The sequence below is a fragment of the Streptomyces sp. NBC_00388 genome (assembly GCF_036061255.1).
Lineage (GTDB): Bacteria > Actinomycetota > Actinomycetes > Streptomycetales > Streptomycetaceae > Streptomyces.
In genome coordinates this window covers 6,352,249-6,370,094 of record NZ_CP107948.1, presented here as the reverse complement: position 1 = coordinate 6,370,094, position 17,846 = coordinate 6,352,249, and the positions used below count along the sequence as shown (strand labels likewise).

Below are 17,846 nucleotides of genomic sequence, written 5' to 3'. Positions count from 1 at the left end.
AATACATGTCATCTCAACTCACAATGAGCGAGCGTAGCCCGATCAGATCACCGCGGCGGCATATTCTTCCAACCTTGTGCGGTGGCCACTTCAGAGGAATAGACTCACCGGTTTTGCACAGTCAGCTCTCGTTCACACACGGGGAGTGACCGAACATCTGTCCCAAGTGCCCCCGGAAGGGGACAGGTTGGTGTCAGCGCAGGTGCAGGGCGCGGCGGGCCCTGTCCGCCAGGCCGTCGGCGCCGCAGGACTCGGCGAGGGCGAGCCCGCGTTCGAGGTCGGGCCGGGAGCCGGCAGCCATGCCGAACTCGACCCGCGCCTGGGCGTGTTCGTAGGCGCACGGGGACGCTTCGAGATAGGCGACGGCGCCGCCGAGCAGCTCCACGGCACGGCCGCCGCTCTCCAGGACCGCGGCGATCCGCAGCGATTCCCCGATGGCGGTGTCGGTGCCGAACCGCTCGGCGCGGTCCCGGACGTACGTCACCAGCTCCGCTGCGCGCTCCGGGTCCTCGGTGGCGAGAGCGCGCACCAGATCGCCCGCCCAGGGCGCCATGACGCTGTTGTGCCGGCCGCGCACCCGCAACGCATCGCCCGCCGCCTCCAGTTCGGCGATGGCCTCCTTCGTGCGGCCGCAGGCGAGCAGCAGCCTGCCACGCACCGATGGCGCGTCGGGAATCACGATCGCGGAGGGGTACGGCGCGGCGAAGCCGTACCGCTCGGCCGCCTCGCGGGCGGCATCGACATGGCCGCGCGCCAGCAGGGTGTCGATGAGCATGCAGGCCGCGTCCCAGTTCATCGGGAGGCCGTTGCCGACCCGTTCCGCGAGCCGCAGGCTCTCCCGCAGATAGGTCTCGGCCTCGGCCAGCCGGCCGCGCCTGCGCTGGAGGTAGCCGACGAGGGCGTTGGCGAACGAGAGATGGCCGCCGCTCCAGCCGGACACCTCGAACGAGCGGAGCGCCTCGGAGAAGAGGCTCTCGGCCCGGTCGAGCCGGTCGGCGTAGGCGTACGAGAGGCCGAGGAGCGCGGCCGGTTCGAATCCCCACGAGGTGCCGGTCCAGCCGATGCCGGGAGGCAGCCGTCCGTTGACCAGGGCCCGGTCACAGATCCCGACGATCTCCTCGGCGTTCTCACCGCGGGCCGTGCCGTCGAACGCGCGCAGTATGAGCAGGATCCGCTCGGAGTTGTCCTGGCCGCCCAGGCTGTCGGTCATCGCCGCGAGGCGCCGGGAACGAGCGGGGCCGTCGTCCTCGACCGCCTGGACGCCCTCCCAGAGGAAGTGCGCGGTCTGCAGGCGCCGTCTGGCGGGGCCCGGTTCGGTCACCTCCGCCTCGGCCGCCACCGCCTCCGCGGCCTCACGCGTCTGGTTGTTGTGGGTCAGTGCCTGGGCCAGCCGGAAGACGGCGTCCACCCGCAGGGCGGCGTCGAGCCCCGGCTCGGCGAGCGCGGCCCGCAGGTGCCCGACCGTGGTGGCCGGTGAGGTCAGCAGCGTGGCGCAGCCGAGCTCGTAGAGCACACCGGCGCGCACGGCGGGCAGCGGCGGTTCTTCGAGCGCCCGCTCCAGACAGCGCCTCGCCGCGTCCGGAGCGCCCACCGCGAGGTGTTCGGCCGCGGCCTCCCGCAACTGCGCGACCAGTTCGGGGTCGTCGTCGGGGTGGACCTGGAGCAGATGCGGTGCGGCTGCCGCCGCACCCCGGCCCGCCATGGTGACGGCCCAGGCCGCCTGGCCGTGCATCGCGGTGCGGGTGGCCTCGGGGACAGCCCGGTAGACGGCGCCGGCGATCAGCGGATGGACGAACTCCATGGGATCGGTGCCGGTCAGGATCCGGGCGGCCCTCAGCCGCTCGGCGCAGTCGGCCGCCTCCGCCTCGCCCATGCCCGCCAGCCGTGCGGCCAGGCCCAGCGAGATGCCGGTGCCCAGGATTCCGGCGGCCCAGGCGAACCGGGTGGCCCCGGTGCCCAGTTCCTCCAGACGTGCGATCAGGCCCGACCCGCGGGCCGAGGCGCCCAGCGCTCGCAGGGCGCCCGCCGAATCCTCCACCGGGTCCAGGGCGTCGTCCTGCACACGGGCGAGGAGCTCGACGGTCTCGTAGGCGTTACCGCCCGTCACCGCCCAGACCTCGCGGCAGAACGGGTCGTCGGCGTGCTCCCCGAGCGCACTGCGGGAGAGCTGGGCGATGGCGTCGGGGGTGAGTGCCCGCAGCACCACGTTCTTCCGGGCCGCGCCTTCCAGCAGGCGGAGGTACCCGATGGCGTCCCCCACCGCCTCACCCGTGCGGTACGCGAGCACCACCAGCACCGGGGGCCCGCCCTCGCGCCGGGTGAACGAGGCCAGCCAGGCGAGCGTCTCCAGGTCGCACCACTGGGCGTCGTCCACGATGAAGACCAGCGGTCGGAACAGCTCTGCGAGCCGCGCGGCCACCGCGTCCAGCCCGTCGCGGACACCCTGCGGGTCGGCCTGCTGCGCGCTGGGCGGGGCGACGCCGAGCGCTGGTCCGACGATGTCGTACCGGTCACCGAGCAGATCGCGTGCGTCCCGGATCCCGGGCATCGTGAGGGCGGGCTGGAGGAGTTGGCGTACGACGTGGAAGGGGACGGAGGTGAGCGTCTCGCCGCCGCGGGCCGACCACACCGTGCAGCGCCCGGCTGCCTGGGCACTCACCGTGTCGAGCAGCGCGGTCTTGCCCAGACCGGCCTCACCGCTGTAGATGAGGAGACCCCCGGCGGACTCACCCGCGCACAGCGCGTCCACGGCGTGCGCACCCACGGCGATCTCGTCCTCCCGCTCCAGAAGCGGTACAGCCGCCGGGCGTTCCTTCCGGGACCCCATCGTTCCTCCCCTGCCTGCACAAACGGATTCTGAGAATATCCCGGCAGGCCGCGGCCGCGGGGCGGTCCGGAAGGACCGGTTCACGAGTGAGCAGAAGTCCCCATGCCCTGCGGGCGTTGGCAGTAATCTTTCTGCTCGCTTCTGCCCTGGAGGATTCCCGCGTCCCGGGACCCGGGTCCCACCTGTCGGTGGCCTGTCATCCGGTGCATCCGATGCCCTGCTACGGTCCGCGCTGGACCGGTACGGCCGCCACCGGCCGGCGCCGGGCATCACAGGAACCAACAGTCACGGGGAAGACCGAACATGAAGATCGACTGGGACCGGCGCACCTGCGCACGGCGTGGGCATGTGACGTACGCCCCGCAGGAACCGGAGCTCGCGGCGCGGCTGCGCGCCGAGACAGGGCTCGGCGAGGCCTGGCGCTGCCTGCGCTGCGGGGACTTCGCGCTGGGCGGCCCGCACGGGGCGGGCCCCGCGCAGGACGCCCCGCTCGTGCCGCGCGGCAAGGTACTGCGCGATCTGTTCATCCTGCGCTTCCTCGCCGTGGAGCGGGCGGTGCGCGGCGTGTTCATCGTGCTGGTCGCCGTGGCCGTGTGGAAGTTCAGCAACAGCCAGGACGCGGTGCGCCGGCTCTTCGACGAGAACCTGGACGTCCTGCGCCCGGTGTTCCGCCACTTCCACTACGACCTGGACCACTCACCGGTCGTCGGCACCATCCAGAAGACCTTCGGCTACAAGCACTCCACGCTGGTCCTGGTGGCCACCCTGCTGGTCGTCTACGCACTGATCGAGATCGTCGAGGGCGTCGGACTGTGGCGCGCGAAGCGCTGGGCGGAGTATCTGACCGTCGTCGCCACGGCGGTGTTCCTGCCGCTGGAGGTGTACGAACTCACCGAGAAGGTCAGCTGGCTGAAGATCGCCACCCTGGCGGTCAACGTCCTGGCGGTGCTCTACATCCTGCTCGGCAAGCGCCTGTTCGGGCTGCGGGGCGGGCACGCCGCCTTCGAGGCCGAGCGGCAGAGCGCCTCGCTGCTGGAAGTGGAGACGACGGCCGGGACGGCGCCCGTCACCCGCTGACGGGCCCCGGGACCTGGTTCCAGACGGCGAGGGCGGGCCGGCCGTGTTCGGTGCCGATCCGGCTCACGGATGCGGTGTCCAGCCGGAAGAGCGCTCCCGCGGAGGCCGGCAGGCCGAGGCGGCGCGCGGTCAGCACCCGCAGGAAGTGGGCGTGGCCCACGAGGACGACGTCTCCGCCCTCCCCGTCGAGGTCCGCGTCGCGCAGCGCCACGTCGACCCGCTTCAGGAGGCGGTCGGCGCGCTCACCGACCTGCTGCGGGGTCTCGCCGGGGTGCTCGGGCGGGCCCTCGGCCACTCCGTCCGTCCACAGGTCCCAGTCGGGCCGGTCCCGGTGGATCTCCACGCTGGTGATGCCCTCGTACGCGCCGTAGTCCCACTCGTGGAGGTCGGCGTCGGTGTGGGCGGGCGCGAGGCCGGCCAGCTCGGCGGTCCGCCTGGCGCGGGTCAGGGTGCTGGTCAGGGTGAGCGCGATCCGCCGCTGGGCCAGCAGCGGCGTGACCGCGCGGGCCTGCTCCTCGCCGGCCGCGGTCAGCGGCAGATCCGTCCAGCTGGTGTGCTTCCCGGTGCGGCTCCAGCTGGTCTCACCGTGCCGTACGAGAATCAGCTCTCCCATGACCGCCCTGCCTTTTCGCGTCTGTCACCTCGATGCCGGTGGAGCCGGTGACCTCGGTGACCTCGGTGTTGATGTCCTTCACTTCAGCCTGTCACGACCGGCGAGGATTCCCGCCGGGGCGGCCCGCGGATGTGATTCTCGGCGCACCGCTGCCTCCAGCGGAGCGCACCGGCCGCGTACGCGCATCCCGGGTCATGGCTCCAGCGGCCGTCCGGTGCGCAGGTTCCACCGTCCGGCCCTGCCGCTCAGCTCGGTCAGCGTCAGCGGGGCCACGTCCAGGCGCCAGAACACCCCGGCGGGCAGGGCCAGCGCATGGAGTACGGCTGCCCGCACCACGGCGGGCCCGGCGACCGCGAGCACCCGGCCGCCCTCGCCTGCCAGCCCCTCCAGCCAGCCGCCTGCCCGCTCGCACAGCCGGTGCAGGGACTCCCCGCCGTGCGGCGCCGCGGAGGGATCGGCCAGCCAGGCGGCCACCGCATCCGGTTCGCGCCCGGTCAGTTCGTCCAGGGTGGCGCCGGTCCAGCGGCCCAAGTCCCATTCCCGGATGGCGGGTTCGGGCGTGGCCCGCAGACCCAGCGCGCCGGCCGTCTGCCGGCAGCGGCCATCCGGAGCGGTCAGCAGCCGGCCGGCCCCCGGTACGGCGTCCACGGCCCGCTCCGCGCTGCGCAGACCCGCCTCGTCCAGTGGTCCCTCGCCGCCGAAGCGGGCCTCCCGCAGCGCGGCGCTGCGAGCAGGTGAGATCAACATCACGCGTACCGTCATCACTGTTCCCGTCCGCCGTCCGGCCGCTCGGCAGGGCAAGCAGATCACGTGGGCCGGGGAGGCCCGCACGGGGTGTGACGGCCCGTCCGGCCGGACGGGCCCGTAGCGGAGCCGCCCCGGCAGGCGGTACGGTCCACGTGAACATGACGAAGGCGTAATGGAAGTCCGGTGGAAACCCGGCACGGTCGCGCCACTGTGAACCCGCCCCGCGGGAAGTCAGACCCAGCACCTTCGTCTCAGGCACCACGATCGGGACGCGTGTTCCCCAGGAGGTTCTGCCATGGCAAACTCCCTTGCCCCCGCACCGAGCGCCCCCGCCACTCCGGCGATCGCTCCCCTCTCCCTCAAGGCCATCGCCCCCTGGGCGGTCTTCTTCGGGATCCTCATGCTCATCCTGCTGTACTTCGTCGGCGCCGAGCAGGGAGCGACCTCTCTCGTCTCGGGAACGGACGTGCACGAGTGGGTGCACGACGGACGTCATCTCCTCGGCTTCCCCTGCCACTGACCACTGACGTCCAGGGGACCTCATCCATGAACTCCATATCCATACGCGCCCTGCTCGTCCGCGGCATGCTGGCCGGTCTCGTCGCCGGCCTGCTGGCCCTGGTCGTCGCCTACCTGCTCGGCGAACCGCGGGTGGACTCGGCCATCGCGTTCGAGGACGCGCACAGCCACGAGCACGAGATGGAGGTGGTCAGCCGCTCCCTCCAGTCGACGGCGGGTCTTGCCACCGGTGTGCTCGTCTTCGGAGTCGCGATCGGCGGTATCGCCGCGCTCGCGTTCTGCTTCGCGCTCGGGCGTATCGGCCGGTTCGGGCCGCGGGCGACCGCCGTGCTGATCTCGGTCGCCGCGCTGATCGCCGTGTACCTCGTGCCGTTCCTCAAGTACCCGGCCAACCCACCGTCGGTGGGCGAACCCGACACGATTGGCAAGCGCACCACGCTGTACTTCCTGATGATGGTGCTCAGTGTGCTGCTCGCCGTCGCCACTGTGATCCTCGGCAAACGGCTCGCTCCCCGGCTCGGCAACTGGAACGCGACCGTCACGGCCGGGGCCGCCTTCCTGGTGGCCGTCGGTCTCGCCTACGCGTTCCTGCCCGCCGTCAACGAGGTGCCCGGGGACTTCCCGGCCACCCTGCTCTGGCAGTTCCGGCTCTCGGCGCTCGCCATCCAGCTCACCCTGTGGACCGCGTTCGGACTGCTCTTCGGCCACCTCGCCGAACGTCATCTCCTGCCGCGGACGGCTCCGGCACAGGACGCGGACGGCCCGGCGGCGCGGAGCACCGCTCCCGTCAACTGAGCGCGCGTACCGCCGGAGTGAACCGGCCTCCCCCGTGAACCGACCGGTTCCGCCCAAGCCTTCGTCTCCGCGCGGTGGCGGCCGAGGAGCCCTGCCCGGGCCGTGTCCGGGCAGGGCTCCTTCCGTGCGGCAGCACCGGGCCATGGCTTGGCGAACCCCTTGCCACTCATTGGCCGCCTGTTCACCGTTTCGCTCCTCCGCCCCTCACCGGCGGCCCGCGAGAGTTCCGGAGGGTCCTGCACAAGGGCCCGTCCGAGCTTGCGGAGGGGATGTTCATGGCCGGTTTGACGCGACGCAGACTCCTTGGATCAGCGGCGGGCGCGGTCGGCGGCGCGGCGGCGCTCTCGCTGCTGCCGCCCAGCGTGCAGAAGGCCGTCGCGGCCGGGCCGCCGCGCCACGGCTCGCTGCGCGATATCGAACACGTCGTCCTGCTGATGCAGGAGAACCGCTCGTTCGACCACTACTTCGGCACGCTGTCCGGTGTGCGGGGCTTCAGCGACCCGCACGCGCAGAAGCTGGCCGACGGCAGGCCGGTCTTCTACCAGCCCGACGCGGTGAACCCGAAGGGCTATCTGCTCCCCTTCCACCTGGACACGCACACGTCGAGCGCCCAGGCCATCCCGTCCACCAGCCACGCCTGGTCGGTGCAGCACGAGGCGTGGAACGGCGGGCGGATGGACCAGTGGCTCCCCGCCCACCGCAAGGCCGACGGCCTCAACGGCCCCTATGTCATGGGCTACTACACCCGCGAGGACATCCCCTTCCAGTTCGCGCTCGCGGAGACCTTCACCATCTGCGACAACTACTTCTGTTCGGTGTTCGGACCCACCTGGCCGAACCGGCTGTACTGGATGACGGGCACGCTCGACCCGGGCGGCACCCAGGGCGGGCCGATCCTGAACAACACCGCGCCCACGCCGTACCGCTGGACGACGTACGCCGAGCGGTTGCAGGCGGCGGGCGTCAGCTGGAAGGTCTACCAGCAGGACGACGACTACGGCTGCAACATGCTGGAGAACTTCCGGACGTTCAAGGACGCCAGGCCCGGGGACGAGCTGTACGAGCGCGGGGTCCGCCCGCAGCCGGAGGGGACGTTCGAGGACGACGCCCGCAACGACCGGCTGCCTGCCGTCTCCTGGATCATGCCGACGAGCTACCAGTCCGAGCACCCGGACTACCTCCCGGCGGCGGGCGCGGACTTCGTGGCCCAGAAGATCGAAGCCATCGCGTCCAACCCGAAGGTATGGGCGAAGACCGCCTTCATCCTCAACTACGACGAGAACGACGGCCTGTTCGACCATGTGGCACCCCCCACTCCGAAGGCGGGTACCACGGACGAGTTCGTCCAGGGTCTGCCGATCGGCGGCGGCTTCCGGGTCCCGGCGATCATCGTGTCGCCGTGGACGGTGGGCGGCTGGGTCGCGGGCGAGCAGTTCGACCACACGTCGGCGCTGCAGTTCCTTGAGCGGTTCACCGGGGTACGGGAGCCCAACATCACCCAGTGGCGCCGCCGTACCTTCGGCGATCTGACCTCGGCCTTCCGCTTCTCCGACGGCCACCACCGCCCGCCGCACCTGCCGGACGACACAGCCGGGCAGCTGGAGCAGGCGAAGGAGGAGGTGGCCACGCTCCCCAAGCCGACACTGCCCGGAGCCGACCAGCGGTTCCCCCGGCAGGAGCGGGGGCACCGGCCGCGCACGTAGAGCCCAGGGCCTGTCGGCAGCCGCCGCGCGGCCCGCCCCGGAGGTGTGCTCCCGCGCGGCCGTCGCGGCGGGGCGGGGCCCCGGTGGCGGCTGCGCGGCGGGGTGCGACGGGCAGGTCAGCCGAGCCCCAGCAGGCCGCGCATCCTGGCGTACTTGGCGGTGAGCCGCTCCCGGACCGGCGCGTCGAGCACCGCGAGCCGCTGCGGGTCGGCGTTGTGCGCGAGGTCGGCTTCCTTGATCAGCAGCGCGCCCGGGACCGCGAGGATCCTGGCCGCGTACGCCTCGGGGCTCTCCCCCGCCCGCTTGGTCATGGCGGCCACCATGTCCTTGACGGCGCGCGACAGCGGCGCCGACTCCAGCCAGGACGCCGTCAGCGCGCCGTCCTCGACCGCGTCGTGCAGCCAGGCGGCGGCGATCTGCTCATCGGTGCCGCCGCGTGCGGCGACTCCTTCCGCGACCGCGGCCAGGTGCACGGTGTACGGCTGCCCCGCCTTGTCGGTCTGCGCCGCGTGCACCCGCCTGGCCAGCGCCTCGGCCCCGGCCGCACCCATCCGGCCTTCCCGCTCCCCCGGGACGGCGGACGGCGCGCCCGGTACGTCACCGGCCGGCTGACCGGCCCTCTCCCAGTTCTCCATGCGGCCCCATCGTAGGCGGCGGCCGTCCGGGGGTTTCCGGACTCATCTACGATCAGCGGCGTGTGCGCACATGTCATCGTCGCTGAAGACGACGAGAAACAGGCCGAACTGGTCCGCCGTTACCTGGAACGCGAAGGACACGCGGTCACGGTGGTGGGTGACGGCCTAGCGGCCCTGGAGGAGGTGCGGCACGGAACACCGGATCTCCTGGTGCTGGATGTGATGATGCCGCGCGCCGACGGGCTGGACGTCGTACGGGTCCTGCGCGCGGAGTCACGGGAGTTGCCGGTCCTGATGCTGACGGCCCGCACCACCGAGGACGATCTGCTGCTCGGTCTCGACCTGGGCGCGGACGACTACATGACCAAGCCCTACAGCCCACGCGAGCTGATGGCGCGGGTGCGCACCCTGCTCCGCCGCTCCCAGCGCCCCGCGGACACGGCGCCCGCCGCCGACCGGCCCCTCTCCGTGGGCGCGCTGGTCGTGGACACGGCGCGGCACTCCGTGTCCGTCGGGGGCGAGCAGGTCGACTGCACCCCCGGCGAGTTCCGGGTACTGGCCACGATGGCCGCCGAGCCGGACCGGGTCTTCACCCGGCAGCAGCTGCTGGCCGAACTGCACGGCTTCGACCGGTACATCAGCAACCGCACGGTCGATGTGCACGTGATGAACCTGCGCAAGAAGATAGAGGCGGCCCCGCGCCGGCCGGTCCGGCTGCTCACGGTGTTCGGCGTCGGCTACAAGCTGACCGACCCCGCGAAGGGCGCCCCCGTTGCGGCGCGGTGAAGGGCGCGGAAGGACGCGGGCCCCGGCCTCCCGCGCGGGAGGCCAGGAGGGCGCCCGGCGGACGCGAATGCCGTTGCGCAAGAGCCTGCTCGGCCGGCTCCTGGCGGTGTCGGCGCTGGTGGCAGCCTGTTCGGTGGTGGCGACCGCCTGGCTCGCCGCCCAGACCACATCGGGTGCGATCAAACAGGAGCAGGGCCAGAACCTCACCGCCGACACCCGTATCTACAACACCCTGCTCGGCTACGCGGCGGCGCATCCCCGGTGGGACGGTGTCGGGGAGACGGTACGCAAGCTGGCCCGGCAGTCCGGCCGGCGGATCGCCCTGACCACCGAGAACCACCAGCCCGTCGCCGACTCCGCGCCCCGCAGGCCGCCGGCCGCGCTGCCGCCCCAGGTGTCGGCCGTGGTGGACCCGCTCTCCCTGGACACCACACTGGCGGCCCGGAGTTCCACCGGTGGGGGCGCCCCGGCCGACCGGATCGACCCACGGGCGGTCGGGCCGTTCCGGCTGCCCGACGCGGAGCGCCGAAGGCTGAAGCGCGCCGCCGACCACACCGTGGACTGTCTCGGCGCGCTGGGAATCGCGGCGGACTCGGTCGAGGGGCCGAGCGGTCGCCCCCGCATCCAGGCCGTGGGCAACGACCCGGACCGTACACAGGGGACCAGGTGCGGCACGGAGGCGCTGGACGCGCCCACCGCGACGGAGCGGAAGGCGCTCACCGCCCTCGACCACCTGGCCGACGCCTGTCTGCACCGTCAGCACCGCGGCGGGATCGAGCTGTCCCTGAGTCTCTCCTGGAACGACTTCCCGGCCCCCGAGCCGAAGGCAGCCGCGGCCCTCCCTTCCGTCTCACCTGTCCCGGCCGTCCCGGACTCCCGCGCCGGTACGGCGCCGGAGCCCAGCGCCCGCAACAGCGACGACGACCGGGCCATCGCGTCCTGCGTCGGCACCGCACGCCGTGAGCAGCTCAGCTCGTACGTCGCGTCCCCGGCGCTGCTGTTCATCGGCGATACGGGCGGGGCCACCGTCCCCGGGTTCGACCTCTCTCCGGCCAACACCGCCCGTATCGCGGGGGCCGCCGCACTCGTTCTCGCGCTCACGGTCGGTGTCTCGGTCCTCGCCGGGGCCCGGCTGGTGCGTCCGCTGCACGCGCTCACCCACGCCGCGCAGCGGATGCGCGACAGCGGGAGTTCGGATCCCGTCGAGGTCACCACGGACAACGAGATCGGCCGGCTGGCGGCCACGTTCAACGACATGTCGGCGCACCGTGCCCGCCTGGAGGAGCAGCGCAAGGCGATGGTGAGCGATGTCGCGCACGAACTGCGCACCCCGCTCAGCAACATCCGCGGCTGGCTGGAGGCCGCCCAGGACGGCCTGGCGGAGCCGGACCCGGCGTTCGTCTCGTCGCTCCTGGAGGAGGCGGTGCAGTTGCAGCACATCATCGACGATCTCCAGGACCTGTCGGCGGCCGACGCGGGGGCGCTGCGGCTGCATGTGGAGCCGGTACGGATCCGGGAGCTGCTGGCCCAGGTCGCCTCGGCCCACCAGGCGCGGGCTGACACGGCCGGGGTGACGCTGGTGGTGAGCGACCCGCCGCCGGGGACAACCGTGCCGGTCCTGACGGCCGACCCGGTCCGGCTGCGGCAGGCCGTGGGCAATCTGGTCTCGAACGCGGTCCGGCACACGCCGGCCGGTGGACGCGTCGACCTGCGGGTACGGGCCGGTGCGCCGGGCCCGGCGGTCGCGGCGAAGGCCTCCCCGGGCAGTGCCCCCGCGGACCCGGCCGTCTCCGAAGTGGTGGTGGAGGTCGCCGACACCGGTACGGGCATCCCGGCCGGGGACCTTCCGTATGTCTTCGACCGCTTCTGGCGCGCCGAGAAGTCACGTAACCGCCGCACCGGCGGCAGCGGGCTGGGGCTCGCGATCGTCCGCAAACTGGCCGAGAGCCATGGCGGCAGTGTCAGCGCGGCGAGCACGGAGGGCCAGGGTTCGGTCTTCACGCTCAGACTGCCCGTGCAACGTCCCGGGGCAGCGACCGCGGGGGACGGCGCCGGACGGCCGGAGGAGTAGCCGGACGGGGGAAAGGCGGGGCAGGTCAGGGTGGTGAAACGCTTCCGTCGCTGCCCTGATCCGTTGACCACAGCGTCCTGACAGCTTCCTCACAACCGCTTGCGAGTCTGTCCGCGTGCCCGGCGCCTGCCGCGAACCGCGGTCAGGGATCACCAAGGCCGGGCTGGAACTGGAGCTGTTCATGTCCCCACGTCTGTCCCTGCGCACTGCCGTGCTCGCCGCTGTGGCGGTCGGCACGGTGCTCGTCCCGTCGACCGCGGCTTTCGCGTCCGACAGCCCCAAGCCCGCTGCCGCCAAGACCGAGCCGTCCGCGGCGCCCGCCGACCGCAGCGAGGCCGCCGCGCGCGCGAACGCCCCGCGGGCCGTACGGCCCGGAACCGCCCCGCGGGGCGGCGTCGCCGCGGGCGACAAGCCCGCGCCGAAGGCGCGGGTCGCCACGCCGGTACCGAAGGACAGGGCCGCCGCAGCGCCCGCCCCGCGGGGCGGTGTCGCCGCAGGTGAGCGGCCCACCGGGAACAGCGGCACCACCCCGGCGCTCATCGGTTCGGCAGCCGGGGCCGTACTCCTCGCGGGCGCCGGCACGGTCGTCCTGCGCCGGCGTTCGACCGCGCAGCGCAACGGCTGATCCACCCCACAGCAGTGGCGCCGTCCCTCACAGGGCGGCGCCACTGCCTGCTTACCCGCGCGGCCCGGTCCCCGGCCGTCCCCGCACATGCCTCCCCCACCACCGAACGTCCTGGAGCTCTCATGTCCCGTACGCACCAGCCGATATGGCGACGCGCCGCCCTGCCCTCAGCCGTCCTCTGTCTCACCCTGGCAGCGCTCACGGGGTGCTCGTCCGGGGCGTCGGACCCGGCCGGGAACAAGCACGCGGCGGCGGGTACGGAGTCGGGCTCGGACGCGGGCAAGGGCGCACCGGCCGGAGCCAGGAGCGACGCCACGACGGACCCGGAGCAGGCCGCACCCCCGCAGCAGGTGTCGATCCCTTCGATCGGGGTGACCAGTTCGCTGCTGCGGCTCGGCCTCAACGCGGACCGTACGGTCCAGGTCCCGCCGGCGGACAAGGGCATGACCGCGGGCTGGTACACCGGGAGCGCCACCCCCGGCGAGCAGGGAGCCGCCGTGCTGATCGGCCACAACGACACCCGCTTCGGCAAGGCCGTCTTCCACGACCTCCGCAAGATCCGCAAGGGCGCGGACATCACCGTCCGCAACACCCTCGGCAAGACGTCCCACTTCACGGTGACCGGCACGGAGAGCGTCAGCAAGAAGGCCTTCCCCACCGACAAGGTCTACGGCAGGACCACAGCCCGCGCCCTGCGGCTGATCACCTGCGACGGTGCGTTCGACGCCCAGGGGCACCCGGTGAACAACCTGGTCGTCTATGCCACGTTGCGCTGACGGGACCGGGCCGGCGCCCGCCGTCGGGGACTGCGTTTTATCTTCTCTATACAAAGCGGACAAACAGGCGCAGACTGGTTATTGCGCGGTGAAACCGCGCAGTCTCGGCCGTACTTGCAGCGAAGAAGGAGGCGAGTCGCATGGCCGACGTCTCACACACAAGAGGCGATCTGGCAACCCACCCTGACGTACCCGAAATGCGGGCCCGGTATGACCGGATGCTCGGCGGGCGCGACGTGGCGCTTGTGGACGGGCCGGTGTTCCTCGTCGGCGTGTACTGCGCGGTGTCCGCGTGGGTGATCCACTTCTCGGGCACCCAGTCGGCACTGACGACGCACAATCTCATCATGGGCATCGCGATCGCCCTGCTGGGCCTGGGCTTCACCATCATGCCGGAGCGGATGTACGGACTCAGCTGGGCCATGGTCGTACTGGGCGCCTGGCTGATCGTCGCCCCGTGGATCGTGGGCAGCAGTCCGGACAAGGGGATCATCTGGAGCAACGCGGTCATCGGCGGCATCACCGCCCTGCTGGGGTTGGTGTGCACCGTCGTGGCAGCCAAACGCAGTCGCACCGCCGGCACCATGGGCGCCAAGGGGAACAAGGCAGCCATGGGCACGAAGGGGGCCAGCCGGCTCAGTCGCGCGGACCGTCCCGATCACACCGAATGATGTGACATCCGGTGGCTGACACCGTCAGCGGGCCGGAGGGGCACCAGCACGAGAACCGCGAGAAGAGACAAGGACCGGGAACAGACAGAGACAGGTGGTGCGGGCCGGATATCCGGCCCGCACCACCTGTCTCCGTACTGCTCTGCCTCTGTACTGCTCATCTGCTGCCCAGTCAGAGCATGTACTGCTCAGTCAGCAAAGTGTCCGAGGGGGGACTTGAACCCCCACGCCCGATAAAGGGCACTAGCACCTCAAGCTAGCGCGTCTGCCATTCCGCCACCCGGACAAGGTGTCTGTCGGCCGCGACTTTGTTCCCCGCGGCGACAAGGACAACAATACCAGGGGTTCGAGGTCGTCCTCACCCGCATTTGCCGTGGTCAGCGGCTGGGATCGGTTCGGCCCTGCTCGCGCTGGTGGTAGGTCCTGCGGGTGTGCTCGGTGTGCGTCTGCATGATCTCCGTCGCGGCCTTCTCGTCCCGGGCCGAGACCGCAGCGATCAGCGTCCGGTGCTCGATCCAGGACTGGGTACCGCGCCGCCGGGCGACCGGCTGGTAGTACCAGCGCACCCGGCGGTCCACCTGCCCCGCCAGCTCCGCCAGGACGACGTTGCCCCCCAGCTCCATGACCTTGGCGTGGAACTCGGCGTTGGTCGCCACCGCCAGATCCACGTCGTCGTCGGCGACGGCCCGCTCGCCCCTGGCGCAGAGCTCCTCCAGCGCCGCGATCCCCGCCGGCCCGGCGTTGGCCGCGGCCAGCCGGGCGGCCTCCGCCTCCAGGAGCGTACGGACCGAGAGCAGCTGGTCGGCCTCCTGCTCGGTGGGCTCATGGACGAACGCGCCCTGCGCGGGCCGCAGATCGACCCAGCCCTCGGTGTTGAGACGCTGCAGCGCCTCACGTACCGGCTGGCGCGACACCCCGAGATGACCGGCGAGCTCGCTCTCGACCAGATGCTGGCCGGGCTCCAGCGCCCGCGTGGTGATGAGTTCGAGCAGCGCCTCGTACACCCGCTCCCGCAGCGGCCCCGGCCGCTCCAGCTTCGGTACGGCCCCTTGCGGCAGTCCCCTGGACAACATCACGGTCCCCCCTTCTGGCCCGGCGGGGCCAGCGGCGTGTCGGCAGTCGGCGTAGAGCAATTGGCTATCGTCTACAGTCTACTGAGCGCCTTCGCGAGCCGTCACGGGCAGCGGACGACCTGCCCGGCGTACGAGAGGTTCCCTCCGAAGCCGAAGAGCAGGACCGGTGCGCCCGACGGGATCTCCCTCCGCTCCACCAGCTTGGACAGGGCCATCGGGATACTGGCCGCCGACGTGTTGCCCGAATCGACCACATCGCGGGCGATCACCGCGTTCACGGCGCCGATCTTCGCGGCGACGGGCTCGATGATCCGCAGGTTGGCCTGGTGCAGCACGACAGCCGCCAGCTCCTCGGGGGTGATACCCGCCTTCTCGCACACCTTGCGGGCGATCGGCGGCAGCTGGGTGGTGGCCCAGCGGTAGACGGACTGCCCTTCCTGGGCGAAGCGCGGGGGCGTCCCCTCGATCCGTACGGCGTTGCCCATGGTGGGGACCGAACCCCACAGCACGGGGCCGATGCCGTCCTCCTCGCACGCCTCGACCACGGCGGCGCCCGCCCCGTCGCCCACCAGGACACAGGAGGAACGGTCGGTCCAGTCGGCGATCTCGGCCATCTTGTCGGCGCCGATCACCAGCGCACGTACGGCGGACCCGGCCCGCACCGCGTGGTCCGCGACGGCAAGGGCGTGGGTGAAGCCCGAGCACACGACGTTGAGGTCCATCGTCGCCGGCGAGCCCATGCCCAGCTTGGCGGCCACCCGCGCCGCCATGTTCGGCGAGCGGTCGATCGCCGTGGAGGTCGCGACGATGACGAGGTCGATCTCGCCCGGCGTCAGACCGGCAGAGGCGAGGGCCTTGGCTCCGGCCTGGGCAGCGAGTTCGTCGACCGGCTCCTCGGGGCCGGCGATGTGGCGGGTCTTGATGCCCACCCGGGTCCGAATCCACTCGTCACTGGTGTCGACGAGGGCGGCGACATCGTCATTGGTGAGCACCTTGGCCGGCTGGTAATGGCCGAGTGCGGCGATGCGTGTTCCGGTCATGCCCGGGACCCCTCTGCTGCTGATGTCAGGAGCCCTCCAGTCTCGTCAGCGACTCACGGGTACGGCGGCACGTAAAGCACCAAGATTCGGGCGTTCCTCTTGGAGGCTTCGGATCACTTCCCCGTGTCGTCCGGGCAGCGCCGCACCCGCGGGGAGCACCGCACAGGACCCGTCGGGCCGGGCACGGGCTCCGTCGTCACGCGCCCTGTCCACGAGAATGAGACCGTTGAGGTCACCTCGCCGGACGACGGGACAGTGACCGATCGCCGCAGCACCGAGCGAAGAGTAGGACTGATTGCCATGGGCCGGGTCACCGAACGCCGCCGCACCATCCGCATCCGGGACGGAGCCGTGACCACCCGTCCCGACACCCTGGTGGCCGAGGAACCGCTGGAGATCCGGCTGAACGGCAAGCCGCTCGCCATCACCATGCGCACCCCGGGCGACGATTTCGCCCTGGCCGCCGGATTCCTGGTCAGCGAGGGCGTGCTCGGTTCCGCGGAGGAGCTCCAGTCGATCGTGTACTGCGCGGGCGCCACCGCCGACGGCTCGAACACGTACAACGTGGTGGACGTCAGGCTGGCACCGGGCGTCGAGCTTCCCGACATCACGCTGGAACGCAACGTCTACACCACCTCGTCGTGCGGCCTCTGCGGCAAAGCGAGCCTGGACGCGGTCCGCACCACCGCGCGTTTCCCGATCGCCGACCGGCCGCGCGTCCGGGTGGAGCCGGAGGTGCTCGCCGTCCTCCCCGACCGGCTGCGGGCGGCGCAGCAGGTGTTCGACAGGACCGGAGGGCTGCACGCGGCCGCGCTCTTCACCCCGGAGGGTGAGCTGCTCGACATACGCGAGGACGTGGGACGCCACAACGCGGTGGACAAGCTGGTCGGCCGGGCCCTGCAGAGCGGGCGGCTCCCCCTCTCCCAGGTCGTTCTCCTGGTCTCGGGCCGGGCCTCCTTCGAACTGGCCCAGAAAGCGGTGATGGCGGGCATCCCGGTGCTCGCGGCCGTCTCCGCCCCTTCCTCACTGGCCGTCGACCTGGCCGCGGAGTCCGGCCTCACCCTGGTCGGATTCCTCCGCGGCTCTTCGATGAACGTGTACGCGGGTGACGAGCGGGTCGCCCTGCCCACCGGCGTCTGACCTGCCGGACGCCCCGGCCCCCGGCGGGACCGCCCGACCGCTGTTCCATGCGGTGCGGCGGCAGTACGGTCGGGGTCATGACCCGCCAGCCGTCCCCTGCCCAGCGCCGGACGATCCGCTCCGCCGACGCCGAGTCCGGGCTGCTCCAGGGCCCGGCGGTGATCCTGGCCTCGCTGGTCACCCAGGGGCTCGCGCTGCGCCATCCGCGCCCCCCGCACCGGCACTACCTGACACCGGCCGGGCAGCGCGCACGGGAACGGCTCGCCGCCGAACCGGTCAGGCTCGTCCCGTCGCCGGAGCCGGATCCCGTCCCCGGTCCGGGCTCAGCCGCCGTGCGGCGTCCGGGGATCTTCCGCGCCCGCACCACCACCGGACCGCCCGGGGAGGGGGACGACGCCGCAGCCGACCCGGACCCCGTGCGGGAGCAGGAGGTCCGCAGCGCCTGGGCCGGCCTGATCGAGATGCGCCGCGTCACCAACGCCGACCGCTCGGTGGAGCGGCCCTGCGACTGGGAGCGTACGCATCTGACGCAGGCCGCAGCCCTGGCGCTGGAGGCGGGCTGCTGCCGGGGATATCTGGTGAGCGAGTCGGCGCAGCCGGAGGCGGTACGGGTGGACGGGCCGGACTCCCCGGCGTACGCGGAGACGCTGGAGCGGGCGGGCTGGCAGGCCTCGGCCCACGCGGACCGGCGGGCGGGCGCGCCCTATCTGCTGGCCTCACCGCGCCGCACCTGACCGCCGGGGCGGGC

At 72.1% G+C, this 17,846-nt stretch carries 16 protein-coding genes, 1 tRNA gene, 1 pseudogene and 1 riboswitch; of the genes and pseudogenes, 11 read left to right on the top strand and 7 right to left on the bottom strand.

Going from position 1 to position 17,846, the window contains the following annotated elements; translation table 11 throughout:
* Positions 1–193 precede the first annotated feature (193 nt).
* A complete protein-coding gene (locus OG917_RS28350; protein WP_328320921.1) occupies positions 194–2,827 on the bottom strand; it encodes an ATP-binding protein in 2,634 nt (877 codons plus the stop codon).
* 303 nt (positions 2,828–3,130) lie between these two features.
* On the opposite strand from OG917_RS28350, the gene OG917_RS28345 reads away from it, so the two are divergent.
* On the top strand, positions 3,131–3,904 hold the full coding sequence (locus tag OG917_RS28345) for a DUF2127 domain-containing protein (protein WP_328320919.1): 774 nt from the start codon (positions 3,131–3,133) through the stop codon (positions 3,902–3,904).
* On the opposite strand, the gene OG917_RS28340 is transcribed toward OG917_RS28345, so the two are convergent.
* Together OG917_RS28340 and OG917_RS28335 are read right to left on the bottom strand one after the other, a co-directional pair.
* A complete protein-coding gene (locus OG917_RS28340; RefSeq protein ID WP_328320917.1) occupies positions 3,894–4,517 on the bottom strand; it encodes a histidine phosphatase family protein in 624 nt (207 codons plus the stop codon). The genes OG917_RS28345 and OG917_RS28340 overlap by 11 nt on opposite strands.
* Positions 4,518–4,709: 192 nt before the next feature.
* Positions 4,710–5,279, bottom strand: a complete 570-nt coding sequence (locus OG917_RS28335) for a histidine phosphatase family protein (RefSeq protein WP_328320915.1) — start codon at positions 5,277–5,279, stop codon at positions 4,710–4,712.
* Positions 5,280–5,414: 135 nt separating this feature from the next.
* A riboswitch (adenosylcobalamin (AdoCbl) riboswitch) is annotated at positions 5,415–5,556 on the top strand.
* Positions 5,557–5,559: 3 nt separating this feature from the next.
* Between OG917_RS28335 and OG917_RS28330 the strand changes: the two genes are divergently transcribed.
* The 3 genes from OG917_RS28330 (at position 5,560) to OG917_RS28320 (ending at position 8,281) form a co-directional block, all read left to right on the top strand.
* Positions 5,560–5,784, top strand: coding sequence for a CbtB domain-containing protein (locus OG917_RS28330; RefSeq protein ID WP_328320913.1), 225 nt, complete (start codon positions 5,560–5,562; stop codon positions 5,782–5,784).
* A gap of 26 nt (positions 5,785–5,810) precedes the next feature.
* Entirely contained in the window at positions 5,811–6,578 is a 768-nt protein-coding gene (locus OG917_RS28325; protein WP_328320911.1) for a CbtA family protein, read from the top strand.
* A gap of 275 nt (positions 6,579–6,853) precedes the next feature.
* A complete protein-coding gene (locus tag OG917_RS28320) occupies positions 6,854–8,281 on the top strand; it encodes an alkaline phosphatase family protein (protein WP_328320909.1) in 1,428 nt (475 codons plus the stop codon).
* 116 nt (positions 8,282–8,397) lie between these two features.
* Here OG917_RS28320 and OG917_RS28315 read toward each other — a convergent pair whose 3' ends face one another.
* Positions 8,398–8,832 carry an HD domain-containing protein gene (locus OG917_RS28315; RefSeq protein WP_328322251.1) on the bottom strand — a complete coding sequence of 145 codons (435 nt, stop codon included), beginning with the start codon at positions 8,830–8,832 and terminating at the stop codon, positions 8,398–8,400.
* A gap of 144 nt (positions 8,833–8,976) precedes the next feature.
* On the opposite strand from OG917_RS28315, the gene OG917_RS28310 reads away from it, so the two are divergent.
* The 5 genes and pseudogenes from OG917_RS28310 to OG917_RS28290 all read left to right on the top strand — a co-directional run.
* Positions 8,977–9,702: a response regulator transcription factor gene (locus OG917_RS28310; RefSeq protein WP_328320907.1), complete on the top strand. Its 726-nt coding sequence runs from the start codon at positions 8,977–8,979 to the stop codon at positions 9,700–9,702.
* A 67-nt stretch (positions 9,703–9,769) separates the two neighbouring features.
* Positions 9,770–11,773, top strand: coding sequence for a sensor histidine kinase (locus OG917_RS28305; protein ID WP_328320905.1), 2,004 nt, complete (start codon positions 9,770–9,772; stop codon positions 11,771–11,773).
* A gap of 181 nt (positions 11,774–11,954) precedes the next feature.
* Positions 11,955–12,398, top strand: coding sequence for a hypothetical protein (locus OG917_RS28300; RefSeq protein ID WP_328320903.1), 444 nt, complete (start codon positions 11,955–11,957; stop codon positions 12,396–12,398).
* Between the two features lie 122 nt (positions 12,399–12,520).
* Positions 12,521–13,174: a class F sortase gene (locus OG917_RS28295; protein WP_328320901.1), complete on the top strand. Its 654-nt coding sequence runs from the start codon at positions 12,521–12,523 to the stop codon at positions 13,172–13,174.
* A 140-nt stretch (positions 13,175–13,314) separates the two neighbouring features.
* Positions 13,315–13,746: pseudogene (locus OG917_RS28290) on the top strand (SPW repeat protein); the annotation flags it as partial.
* A 300-nt stretch (positions 13,747–14,046) separates the two neighbouring features.
* Here OG917_RS28290 and OG917_RS28285 read toward each other — a convergent pair.
* The 3 genes from OG917_RS28285 to OG917_RS28275 form a co-directional block, all read right to left on the bottom strand.
* Positions 14,047–14,131 (bottom strand) — tRNA-Leu (locus OG917_RS28285).
* Between the two features lie 91 nt (positions 14,132–14,222).
* Positions 14,223–14,918 (bottom strand): GntR family transcriptional regulator, encoded by a 696-nt coding sequence (locus OG917_RS28280; protein ID WP_328320899.1) that lies wholly within the window; start codon positions 14,916–14,918, stop codon positions 14,223–14,225.
* 101 nt (positions 14,919–15,019) lie between these two features.
* Positions 15,020–15,958, bottom strand: coding sequence for a beta-ketoacyl-ACP synthase III (locus OG917_RS28275; RefSeq protein ID WP_328320897.1), 939 nt, complete (start codon positions 15,956–15,958; stop codon positions 15,020–15,022).
* 300 nt (positions 15,959–16,258) lie between these two features.
* Between OG917_RS28275 and fdhD the strand changes: the two genes are divergently transcribed.
* Both fdhD and OG917_RS28265 read left to right on the top strand, forming a co-directional pair.
* On the top strand, positions 16,259–17,098 hold the full coding sequence (gene fdhD / locus OG917_RS28270; protein ID WP_328320895.1) for a formate dehydrogenase accessory sulfurtransferase FdhD: 840 nt from the start codon (positions 16,259–16,261) through the stop codon (positions 17,096–17,098).
* A gap of 77 nt (positions 17,099–17,175) precedes the next feature.
* A complete protein-coding gene (locus OG917_RS28265) occupies positions 17,176–17,832 on the top strand; it encodes a hypothetical protein (RefSeq protein ID WP_328320893.1) in 657 nt (218 codons plus the stop codon).
* The last annotated feature ends 14 nt before the right edge of the window (positions 17,833–17,846 follow it).